Raw genomic sequence first — 11,076 nt, forward strand, 5'->3', positions numbered from 1 at the left:
AAAATACAAAGCGCAGTTTCTTAGACGAAACTACGCTTTATGACTAACTAAATCGTTTTATACCCTAATTTCTATTTACAGTTATAGAATTAGATAGGTGAAACGTTCCTGTTAAGTTGTTTGCATTTGATACCGTAGCGATATTTGTGTCATTTTCGTAACGTAAATACCATATTAAACAAACACCTACTCCAGCACCGTCAAAGTTTACGCCTTCTACAGCAGTTAATGTTGGTGGCGTACCTAGAATCATCCCTGTATCATCTGTAATTACCCATGTAGCATTTGTACCTACACGATTATCCGGATTTTCAAAAGCAATACCACTAACCATATCTGCCATACCATCTACAGTAAAGTTGAAAGGCCCACCAGTAATTGCATCTGCATTTGGTCCACGTTCTACTCTAATAGAATTTGAGAGACTAAAAGAGCCTGTTAAGTCTGCGGCATTAGTCACAGTATCTATATTTGTATCATTTTCGTAACGCAGGTACCAAATTAAGCAAACACCTCGTCCTGCACCATCAAAATTAACACCCTCAAGAGCTTCTAGAGTTGGAGGTGTTCCTAAAATATTTAAATCTAAATCTGTAATAACAAAAGTTCTATTGGTACCTACAGCAGATACGTCTGTAGAAACTCCAGTTACCATATCTGGTTGACCATCAACTGTAAAAGAAAAAGGACCACCACTCAAGGTACCAGCATCTGGAATTATAACCACATCGTCATCGTCATCACACGAAGTAAACATTAAACCTAATGCCAATACTCCTAAAAACATTTTTTTAATCATTGTCTTATTTTTTAAGTTCATATAATTTAATAATGCTAAATTATATGTACCAAACAAGACAAAATGTTAGCTAGCTAACACTAAGCTGATTTTTTTAATATTCTTATTTCTTTTCTGTTGAAATCTATGATATTACCATCCTTTAAATCATTTAGTAATATGTTTAAAGTTGGTCTTGAGATACCTATTAATGAAGCAATATCTTTTTGAGTGTATGGATGCTTTACAACATGGTCTCCTGTTTTTTCACAGTCGTAACCATAATCTTGGCAAAGCTCATCAAGAAATTCTAGTAATCTTGTTTTGGCATCTTTGAACAAAAGTAATTGGAGTCGGCGTTCTAATTTCTTAAACTTAAAACCAATAAACTTGTATATCTTAAAACTAAAAGTTTGATTATCTCTCATCAACTCGTGCATAGTATTCACGCCAACAGGACATATGGAAGTATTATTGTCAATAGATTGAGCAAACTCGTCTCTAATATTTTCGCCTAGAATGGCTTTTTCGCCAAAAAGTTCACCTTTACGTAAAATAGCTTTTACGACTTCTGCCCCATCCTCATTGTAGTAGCCAATTTTTACTTTTCCATTTTCTATGAGATACACCTTGTTAGCTGCATCTTCTTCAAAATATATGTAATCACTTTTTTTGTAGGCATCAAAATCATGAGTATTCTTATATGATTTAAATTTATGCGGGCAAAGCAAACCAAAGAGGTTTACATCTTCAAAAAGCCAAATAGAATTCATTGTAGGTGAAATTGATGATTTTAGATAAAGTCGTAATCTAAAACAAATACTTACAAAAAATCCTCTAACATTTCTGCTAGAGGATTGTATATCATATTAATATCTTTCTAAATACCGAAAGACAACGTTAAAACAACGTCAGTAATTTTTGAATCTATACTCGCCGTTTCATTAAATGTAGGAGCGTCTGAATATAAAAACTCACTCTGTTCGCGTTGACTTTGAGAAAAGGCAACATCTATTGCAAAATCTCCTATTTTATAACCTAAGCCTAATGAATATGTCGTTAAGTCTCCTCCAAATATTTCGTCATTAAAAGGACTTTCTTCAAATCGATAACCACCTCTAAAACTAAATCCTCTATACCTGTATTCTCCACCCAATCTATATGTGTTAGAAACGCCTAAAAGATTAGAAATTTCATTATTCCTAAAGGCAAAAAAAGGGTCGTCTGTAGGTCGGAAAATGGATTCTCCAAAATCTTTTCTTGAATAGTCAAAACTTAATAATCCTTTATCTTCAAAAACATAAGCTAAGCTTCCTGTTACTTTTCCTGGTGTGCGCAGCTTATATTCTGGAAAAATGCTAATAATGTTGGGATTTATTACAATAGGGTCATCGAAACCATCTACTGTTGTTTGTAAAAACTGAGTTGTCTCATCGGTTACTCTAAACCATGTTGGCGAATTATAAGTAAAACCTACTCTAAACTCTTTAGTTAATTTGTATATAGACCCAATCTGGAAAGAAATTCCTGTTCCTGTTGTACGTAGCGTATTGTCAAAAGCTACTCGACTCACTGTAGAGCTTGCGTTAGAATTACTTTCATCAAAAATGGTTACTCTATTGTAATCTAAGAAATGTGCATTAATATTTAAGCCAATATTAAATTTTTCGTCATACTGCGCCGCAAAATTAAACGCCATTTTACCGTTGTAGCCTGAAGAGGCTAAAGAATAACGCTGACTGTAATTACCACCTACTACATTATTATTATACTGTGTATTATTATCTGTATCTATTTCCGGCTCTATTAGAAATGATTCATAACCCAAAAAACCTTGTTGGTGTTCAAAACCAGATACAGAACCAATGTCTATATACGCCTCATTTAGTGATTCACCAGGAAATGCAGAAATTTCGTCTAAAGGAAGACCCTGAGCATAACCTCTAAAATATTCTGCAATAGATGTATCAGGATTTACTCCATTTGCCACCCAATTATCATCAAAATTTCCTGTTCTGTCATAAGCTACACCTAGAGAAAATTTATTCCATTTTGTATTGGGATTATTACTGGCATACACAAATACGCCACCACCTTGAGATAAATTAAAATTATCTTCTGAAGTTGATTGTAGACCACCAAAATAATTAACATCATTATTTATGGTATTCAATCCTAGAGTAAAAGATGCTGTACTACTATTAAAAATAGCAGAACTTGCAGGATTAATACTCACCGCAGACAAATCACCACCAAGAGCTCCAAATGCACCACCCATGGCCTTAAATCGAGCAGTACCATCTATCTCATCTTTGGAAAAACGTAAGGCATCTGTAAAATCTTGTGCATTAACATTAGACATAAGAAAAGATGTTATGACAAGTAATATTGACTTTTTCATAGCGCAATTTAATTTCTAAAAAATTTTTGAGAATTAACCTCTTCTTCCTCCACCTCTTGAGCCTCCGCCTCTAGAACCTCCTGAAGATCTTGAGCTACCTCCTGACCTAACGCTTCCAGATGAACGCGAAGAACCTCTAGAAGATGATCTTGTGGTTGTTCCTCTTGAAGGTCTACTAACATTACCTCTCGAAGGCCGAGTTGTTGTACCACGAGATGGACGTGTCGTTGTTCCTCGTGATGGTCTAGTTACTGTCCCTCTAGATGGACGCGTCGTTGTACCTCTTGAAGGTCTAGTTACTGTTCCACGAGATGGACGTGTTGTGGTACCTCTCGAAGGTCTAGTTGATAAATTTCTACCTACTCTAGTCCTAGAAGAACTGTTTGTATTTCTAATTGAAGATCTTCTAGATAAAGAACTTGTTCCATCTCTTCTAGATAAACTATTTCTACCTGCATAAGCTAAAGACCTATTATTATAATAGCCTCTTCTACCTCTATTAAAGGCTACATTATTTCTATAGAAGCCGTTATTCCAACCCCAACCAAAGTTGTTCCAACCCCAGCCAAAACCTCCATTCCATAACCAAGGGTCATTCCAACCCCAGCCAAAACCAAAGCCTCCCCATCTGTTCCAGCGATTCCAGCCCCAACCCCAGTTGTTCCAACCCCAACCGAAGCCACCATTCCAGAGCCATGGGTCCCAACCCCAGCCCCAATTATTCCAACCGTTGTCATAATAATTAATAACTACTCTATCATTCACTTGTCCCCATCCACCGTAATCTTCAATGATTTCAACTTCTTCACCCTGTGTATTTCCACTAGTATAAGAATCAATATCTGTAAAAACTTCATTGGATTCTTCTTGTGCTAGTTGTGCATCAGTTACCTGTTCTGCAAAATAATTTGCATAATAATCGTTACTTGTTCTGTTTGTTGCTGCTTGTTCAACATCTACTACAACTTCGTCAGAACTATATATACCGTCATTGTCATAACCAACATATTGGTAAGAGCCACATGAAAAAAGCAATAAAATTGCTCCTAATATCATAAAAGGTCCCATTATTTTTTTGTGTGTAGAAGTAAATCGCATATCTCTAATGATTTAATTGTTGAACAATACAAAAATAGTTAGTTTTGCTCTACTATTTTTTCTTTTAACACAAGCACAACATTTGTGCCAAATTACAGATAATGAGCAAAAATCTTACAAAAAGGTCCGAAGATTATTCAAAATGGTATAATGAACTGGTTGTTAAAGCTGATTTAGCTGAAAACTCAGCAGTTAGAGGCTGTATGGTTATTAAACCCTACGGATACGCTATTTGGGAAAAAATGCAAGCTGAACTGGACCGAATGTTTAAAGTAACAGGTCATCAAAATGCTTATTTTCCTCTTTTTGTACCAAAAAGTTTATTTGAAGCAGAAGAAAAAAATGCTGAAGGTTTTGCCAAAGAATGTGCAGTTGTTACCCATTACAGGTTACAAAACGATCCAGACAACGAGGGTAAGCTTAGAGTAGACCCAGAAGCTAAACTAGAAGAAGAGTTGGTAGTAAGACCAACAAGTGAAGCAATTATATGGAACACCTACAAAGGATGGATTCAAAGTTACAGAGATTTACCAATACTAATTAACCAGTGGGCAAATGTTGTAAGATGGGAAATGCGTACACGTCTATTTTTAAGAACTGCAGAATTTTTATGGCAAGAAGGTCATACGGCACACGCTACCGAAGCAGAAGCTATTGCAGAAACTGAGCAAATGAATAGGGTCTATGCAGATTTTGCTGAAAATTTCATGGCTATTCCAGTAATAAAAGGTGTTAAAACAGAAAGCGAACGTTTTGCTGGAGCTATTGACACCCATTGTATTGAAGCTTTAATGCAAGATGGAAAAGCCTTACAAGCAGGAACATCGCACTTTCTGGGTCAGAATTTTGCAAAAGCATTTGATGTAAAGTTTACCAATAAAGAGGGTAAGCAAGATTATGTTTGGGCTACATCTTGGGGTGTATCAACGCGATTAATGGGGGCATTAATAATGACGCATAGTGATGACCAAGGTTTGGTATTACCTCCAAACTTAGCACCTTTTCAAGTTGTTATTGTTCCTATTTTTAAAAATGAAGAACAATTTGAAGCGATTAAACTAGTAGTTTCTAAAGTAAAGTCTTGTTTAGAGGCCAAAAATATTAGTGTGAAGTTTGATGATAGAGATACATATAGACCAGGAGCTAAATTTGCACAGCACGAACTACAAGGTGTCCCGTTACGAATTGCAATTGGACCAAAAGATTTAGAAAACGGAACAGTTGAATTGGCAAGACGCGACACTCTAAGTAAAGAAGTGGTTTCTATTGAAGGTATTGAGGATAAAATATCTAATTTACTAGAGACTATTCAGAATGATTTATACAATAAAGCACTAACTTTTAGAGAAGAGCATATTACAGAAGTTGACTCTTTTGAAGATTTCAAAACCGTTCTCGAGACAAAAACAGGATTTATCTCTGCTCACTGGGACGGTACAGAAGAGACTGAAAACAAAATAAAAGAGCTAACAAAAGCAACAATTAGATGTATCCCTTATGATAGTAAAATAGAGGAAGGACAATGTGTTTATACAGGTAATCCATCTAGACAACGTGTGCTTTTTGCCAAGGCTTATTAATTTTTTTTAAAAAATTTTAGTTAAGTGTTGCAACATTTAAAAATAGTTGTATTTTTGCATCCGCAATGGAAACATTGTTGTTCATTTAAATTTTAAATTGATTAGAAATCGAGTTGAACGATTGCTAATTCAAGTAAATAAATGGCCCGTTCGTCTATCGGCTAGGACGCCAGGTTTTCATCCTGGTAAGAGGGGTTCGATTCCCCTACGGGCTACAATTTTTTAATAATAACAAAGAAACATGGCAAATCATAAGTCAGCATTAAAAAGAATTAGAAGTAACGAAAAGAGACGCGTTCTGAATAGATACCAGCATAAAACGACTCGTAACGCTATAAAGAAGTTACGCGAGTTAACGGACGCTAAAGAAGCTCAGACTATGTTACCTTCTGTAGTGAGTATGATTGACAAACTTGCAAAAAAGAATGTTATACACTCTAACAAAGCGGGTAATTTAAAATCTCAATTGACTAAGCACGTTGCTGCATTATAGTAAGTTATTATACAACAATACTTTTAAAGCCTTTCATTTCTGAAAGGCTTTTTTATTTGAATAAAATTGAAATACATACGAAGATGAAGAGTTTATATTATTTCTCTTCAACAAAAAAGGCTTTGATTTTCATCAAAGCCTTTTTTGTTCTATAATATATATTATTAAGCGTTTTGCTTCTTAATTAAATTAAGTGCAGAGCCTTCTTTATACCACTCAATCTGAGCATCATTATACGTATGATTCAAAGCAATTACGTCTTTACTACCATCGGCATGAACGACTTCAACATTAAGTTGTTTATCTGGAGCAAACTCATTTAAATCTAAAAAGTTGAATGTATCATCTTCTTGAATTAAATCATAATCCGCTTCATTAGCGAATGTTAATCCTAACATCCCTTGCTTTTTAAGGTTGGTTTCGTGAATACGAGCAAAAGACTTTACAATTACAGCTGCAACACCTAAATGACGTGGTTGCATCGCTGCATGCTCTCTTGAAGAACCTTCACCATAATTATGGTCACCCACAACTACAGACCAAACACCAGCTTTTTTGTATTTGCGTTGAGTATCTGGTACTCCACCATACTCACCTGTTAATTGGCTCTTTACAAAGTTAGTCTTCTTATTAAATGCGTTTACAGCACCAATGAGCGTATTGTTAGCAATGTTATCTAAATGCCCTCTAAAACGCAACCATGGTCCAGCCATTGAAATATGGTCAGTTGTACATTTTCCGAAAGCTTTAATTAATAGTTTAGCTCCAGTTATTGTATCTCCAATTGGCGTAAAAGGTGTTAGTAACTGTAAGCGTTCAGATGTTTCGTTAACAGTTACCTCTACTCCACTACCATCTGCAACAGGCTCCAAATAACCGTTATCTTTTACATCGAAACCTTTTGGTGGTAATTCCCATCCTGTTGGCTCATCAAACATAACTTCTTCACCATTTTCATTGATTAACTTATCCGTTAAAGGATTAAAGTCTAAACGACCTGCAACAGCAATTGCAGCTGTTAATTCAGGAGAAGCAACAAAGGCATGTGTGTTTGGATTTCCATCGGCACGCTTTGCAAAGTTTCTATTAAATGAATGCACTATACTATTCTTAGGCGCATTTTTAGGGTCACTATATCTTGCCCATTGTCCAATACATGGGCCACAAGCATTGGTGAATATCTTAGCATCTAAGTTTTCGAAGATTCCTAGGATACCGTCACGCTCAGCTGTGTAACGTACTTGCTCAGAACCAGGATTGATACCTAGTTCCGCTTTCATTTTTAAACCTTTATCAATAGCTTGTTGTGCAATTGACGATGCTCTTGATAAATCCTCGTAAGAAGAGTTTGTACAAGACCCTATTAAACCCCATTCGACTTGTAATGGCCACTCATTGGCAGTAGCCTTTTCAGTCATCTCTTTACCAACATTTGTTGATAAATCCGGAGTAAAAGGCCCGTTTAATAATGGTCCAAGTTCTGAAAGATTGATTTCTATAACTTGGTCAAAATATTGTTCTGGATTTGAATACACTTCTGCGTCCGCCGTTAGATAATCCTTAATCTCATTTGCAGCGTCAGCCACATCTGCTCTATCAGTAGCGCGTAAATAACGCTCCATAGATTCATCGTAACCAAAAGTCGATGTAGTTGCACCTATTTCAGCACCCATGTTACAAATAGTACCTTTTCCTGTACAAGACATGGCCGTTGCTCCAGGGCCAAAATATTCTACAATAGCACCTGTTCCACCTTTTACAGTAAGAATTTCGGCAACTTTTAAAATTACATCTTTTGGTGCTGTCCAACCCGAAAGTTTTCCTGTTAACTTAACCCCAATTAATTTTGGAAATTTAAGCTCCCAAGCCATACCAGCCATTACATCAACAGCATCAGCTCCACCAACACCGATAGCTACCATTCCTAATCCACCTGCATTTACAGTATGAGAATCTGTTCCTATCATCATTCCGCCAGGGAAAGCATAATTTTCTAAAACAACTTGGTGAATTATACCAGCTCCAGGTTTCCAGAAACCAATACCATATTTATTAGATACTGATTCTAAGAAATTAAAAACCTCGCTACTCGTGCTATTTGCATTTTTTAAATCTGCAGCTGCACCATCTTTTGCTTGGATTAAGTGGTCACAGTGTACAGTAGTTGGCACTGCGACTTTAGGCTTTCCTGCTTGCATAAATTGAAGCAATGCCATTTGAGCTGTTGCATCTTGACAAGCTACGCGGTCTGGGGCGAAATCTACATAATCTTTACCACGAGTAAACGCAGTCGTTGGTTTCCCGTCCCACAAATGTGAGTACAATATTTTTTCTGAAAGGGTTAGTGGTTTACCAACAATATCTCTAGCAGCATCTACTCGCTCAGTCATATTGGCATAAACCTTTTTAATCATATCAATGTCAAAAGCCATATAGTATATTTAAAGGTTGATAATTTATTTTTAGCAGCACAAAATTACGAATTTTACTGCGTTTTTAAAAGTATGTAATAGAATTGAATAATCTTTAAATATAATTCATTAAAACCTTGTAATTACATGTATAAAATGAATATATACTAAAATTAAAGCTAATAATTTAATGAGTTAACAATTAATGACTTCTATAATTTCAAACGATTTCGTAATTACCTCGGGACTATTCGGCTTCTAAGTCTTAAAAACGGAATTTCGACACAACGGTACAATACTTCTGAAAGGATAATTGATATAGATAAGTATAGCAATAATGCTAAAATTGAAGGCTCAAAAAAATGCTCAATAGTCAATAGCACCAAAGAATAATTTACTAAATAAATTGAGTACGAACGTTTACTTATATAAGTCACTAGTTTTATTACTCTTCTTCTAGCTTTCAATTCTAAAAAGAACGGAAAGACTAAAGCAATACTTGAACTAATTAGTGGTAAATAACAGAGGGAATAAAACCATTTATAGTCTTGTGGCATCACATTGAACAAAACAATAATTAAATGTAACAGAACAAATAAAAACAGCCCAAATAGAAATAATAATTTTCGCTTTGACTCAAAAAATGAGTATTTTGAAACTAGATAGACCATTATAAATCCATAATAAATGGCATCTAATCGATATAAAACTACCTTTCTGAATTGAGAACTCCATTCTTTATACGTGTCAATTTCAGCATTAAAATAGAATTGAATTTTGAAAAAGAACAAAACTATAATTACAGAAAGTGTGGCATAAAAAAATACTTTAGTTGCTTTAATCCTCTTAAAAAAGAGCAATAAACTATAAATGACGAAAGGTAAAATAAGATAAGCATACTCCTCAATAGACAAACTCCAAGCTTCTGTGAAAAAGTCAGGATGTGGACTCAAGAAATTTTGAAGAAACGGAAAATAAAGCCAAACTTCATCTAATAGACTTTTACCTAAAAATAGTATTAATAATAAATTCAAACTTAGGACTACAAAATAATTAGGTAGTGTTCTTAGCCAACGACGTTTCCAAAAATGAAATAAATCTTTAAATCTTATTTTGTTAGACTTTAAGTGCTTTAACAAAATACCTCCAATAAGATAACCACTAAGTACAAAGAAAATATCTACACCTGTAGCTCCCAATAAACGAATACCATCAGTAATTATAGAATTAAATTCTGGAAGAATAAATGTGCAATGGGATAGCACCACCAATATTATAGCAGATGCTCTAATACAATCTAAACCAAAATTTCTATTGGGGTGATTCCACATAGTACAAATGTAATACTATGCTTTTATAAACTAGAATAAGCTTTTTATTACTGTTTCATCAGTAATTCCTTCGGCTTCTGCTTTGTAATTTCTAATAATTCTATGTCTAAGAATGGACGTAGCTACAGCTTGGATATCTTCTGCATCTGGAGAAAATTTACCTTTGGTCGCAGCGTAGGTTTTTGCTGCCAAGACTAAATTTTGAGATGCTCTCGGTCCTGCACCCCAATCTATATATTCTTTTACCAAATCAGCAGCCGCTTCACTATTTGGCCTGGTTTTACCAACCATAGTTACAGCATATTCTATAACATTATCAGCAACAGGAATACGTCTTATTACATTCTGAAAATCTATGATTTCCTGAGCTGTAAATAATGGATTTACAGTTTTTGTGATATCTGTAGTAGTGGCCTTAACAACCTCAACTTCCTCTTTAAAGGAAGGATATTCTAAATTAATAGCAAACATGAAACGGTCTAGTTGAGCTTCTGGCAAAGGATAAGTTCCTTCTTGTTCAATTGGGTTTTGTGTTGCTAAAACAAAATAAGGTAATGCTAATTTATACTGATGCCCCGCTACAGTAACTGCACGCTCTTGCATGGCTTCAAGTAAAGCTGCTTGGGTTTTTGGAGGCGTTCTGTTAATCTCATCTGCCAAAATAATATTGGCAAATATCGGTCCTTTTACAAACTTAAATCTACGGTCCTCGTCTAGGATTTCACTACCTAATATATCACTAGGCATTAAGTCTGGTGTAAACTGAATACGCTTAAAATCTAAACCTAAGGCCTGGGCTATGGTATTCACCATTAAAGTTTTTGCCAAACCAGGAACACCGATTAATAGAGAATGTCCTCCAGAAAATATTGAGATTAGTATTTGGTCTACTACATCTTCTTGTCCTACGATAACTTTTGCAATTTCTTCTTTAAGTCCTTTGTACTTTTTTACAAAGCTTTCGATAGCTGTTACGTCTGACAT

General features: G+C 35.1%; 9 protein-coding genes and 1 tRNA gene. 3 read left to right on the forward strand and 7 right to left on the reverse strand.

Features of this window, described 5'->3' with window-relative positions; translation table 11 throughout:
- Nucleotides 1–64 precede the first annotated feature (64 nt).
- The 4 genes from BUB95_RS00140 to BUB95_RS00155 all read right to left on the reverse strand — a co-directional run bounded on the left by BUB95_RS00140 (nt 65) and on the right by BUB95_RS00155 (nt 4,277).
- Nucleotides 65–799, reverse strand: a complete 735-nt coding sequence (locus tag BUB95_RS00140; protein WP_143185544.1) for a hypothetical protein — start codon at nt 797–799, stop codon at nt 65–67.
- An 80-nt stretch (nt 800–879) separates the two neighbouring features.
- Nucleotides 880–1,551 carry a Crp/Fnr family transcriptional regulator gene (locus BUB95_RS00145; RefSeq protein ID WP_073081381.1) on the reverse strand — a complete coding sequence of 224 codons (672 nt, stop codon included), beginning with the start codon at nt 1,549–1,551 and terminating at the stop codon, nt 880–882.
- 107 nt (nt 1,552–1,658) lie between these two features.
- Nucleotides 1,659–3,179 carry an OmpP1/FadL family transporter gene (locus BUB95_RS00150; RefSeq protein ID WP_073081383.1) on the reverse strand — a complete coding sequence of 507 codons (1,521 nt, stop codon included), beginning with the start codon at nt 3,177–3,179 and terminating at the stop codon, nt 1,659–1,661.
- Between the two features lie 33 nt (nt 3,180–3,212).
- A complete protein-coding gene (locus tag BUB95_RS00155) occupies nt 3,213–4,277 on the reverse strand; it encodes a hypothetical protein (RefSeq protein ID WP_073081385.1) in 1,065 nt (354 codons plus the stop codon).
- A 101-nt stretch (nt 4,278–4,378) separates the two neighbouring features.
- On the opposite strand from BUB95_RS00155, the gene proS reads away from it, so the two are divergent.
- The 3 genes from proS to rpsT all read left to right on the forward strand — a co-directional run bounded on the left by proS (nt 4,379) and on the right by rpsT (nt 6,350).
- The gene (gene proS, locus BUB95_RS00160; RefSeq protein WP_073081387.1) at nt 4,379–5,857 is read left to right on the forward strand and encodes a proline--tRNA ligase; all 1,479 of its coding nucleotides are present in this window, start codon (nt 4,379–4,381) and stop codon (nt 5,855–5,857) included.
- A 143-nt stretch (nt 5,858–6,000) separates the two neighbouring features.
- Nucleotides 6,001–6,072 (forward strand) — tRNA-Glu (locus tag BUB95_RS00165).
- 26 nt (nt 6,073–6,098) lie between these two features.
- Nucleotides 6,099–6,350: a 30S ribosomal protein S20 gene (rpsT, locus tag BUB95_RS00170; RefSeq protein ID WP_073081388.1), complete on the forward strand. Its 252-nt coding sequence runs from the start codon at nt 6,099–6,101 to the stop codon at nt 6,348–6,350.
- A gap of 164 nt (nt 6,351–6,514) precedes the next feature.
- Here the strand turns inward: rpsT and BUB95_RS00175 are convergent, their stop codons facing one another.
- From BUB95_RS00175 to BUB95_RS00185, 3 genes are all read right to left on the reverse strand, one after another.
- The gene (locus BUB95_RS00175; RefSeq protein ID WP_073081390.1) at nt 6,515–8,782 is read right to left on the reverse strand and encodes an aconitate hydratase; all 2,268 of its coding nucleotides are present in this window, start codon (nt 8,780–8,782) and stop codon (nt 6,515–6,517) included.
- A gap of 215 nt (nt 8,783–8,997) precedes the next feature.
- Nucleotides 8,998–10,092: an acyltransferase family protein gene (locus BUB95_RS00180; protein ID WP_073081393.1), complete on the reverse strand. Its 1,095-nt coding sequence runs from the start codon at nt 10,090–10,092 to the stop codon at nt 8,998–9,000.
- A gap of 30 nt (nt 10,093–10,122) precedes the next feature.
- Nucleotides 10,123–11,076: an AAA family ATPase gene (locus tag BUB95_RS00185; RefSeq protein ID WP_073081395.1), complete on the reverse strand. Its 954-nt coding sequence runs from the start codon at nt 11,074–11,076 to the stop codon at nt 10,123–10,125.

Origin of the sequence: Winogradskyella jejuensis (assembly GCF_900129745.1) — a bacterium.
GTDB classification, from domain to species: Bacteria; Bacteroidota; Bacteroidia; order Flavobacteriales; family Flavobacteriaceae; genus Winogradskyella; species Winogradskyella jejuensis.

Coding starts and splice junctions, on each gene's coding strand:
- BUB95_RS00185 (WP_073081395.1), bottom strand. CDS start 11,076: ATGTCAGACGTAACAGCTATCGAAAGCTTTGTAAAAAAGTACAAAGGA.
- rpsT (WP_073081388.1), top strand. CDS start 6,099: ATGGCAAATCATAAGTCAGCATTAAAAAGAATTAGAAGTAACGAAAAG.
- BUB95_RS00155 (WP_073081385.1), bottom strand. CDS start 4,277: ATGCGATTTACTTCTACACACAAAAAAATAATGGGACCTTTTATGATA.
- BUB95_RS00180 (WP_073081393.1), bottom strand. CDS start 10,092: ATGTGGAATCACCCCAATAGAAATTTTGGTTTAGATTGTATTAGAGCA.
- BUB95_RS00175 (WP_073081390.1), bottom strand. CDS start 8,782: ATGGCTTTTGACATTGATATGATTAAAAAGGTTTATGCCAATATGACT.
- BUB95_RS00150 (WP_073081383.1), bottom strand. CDS start 3,179: ATGAAAAAGTCAATATTACTTGTCATAACATCTTTTCTTATGTCTAAT.
- BUB95_RS00140 (WP_143185544.1), bottom strand. CDS start 799: ATGATTAAAAAAATGTTTTTAGGAGTATTGGCATTAGGTTTAATGTTT.
- BUB95_RS00145 (WP_073081381.1), bottom strand. CDS start 1,551: ATGAATTCTATTTGGCTTTTTGAAGATGTAAACCTCTTTGGTTTGCTT.
- proS (WP_073081387.1), top strand. CDS start 4,379: ATGAGCAAAAATCTTACAAAAAGGTCCGAAGATTATTCAAAATGGTAT.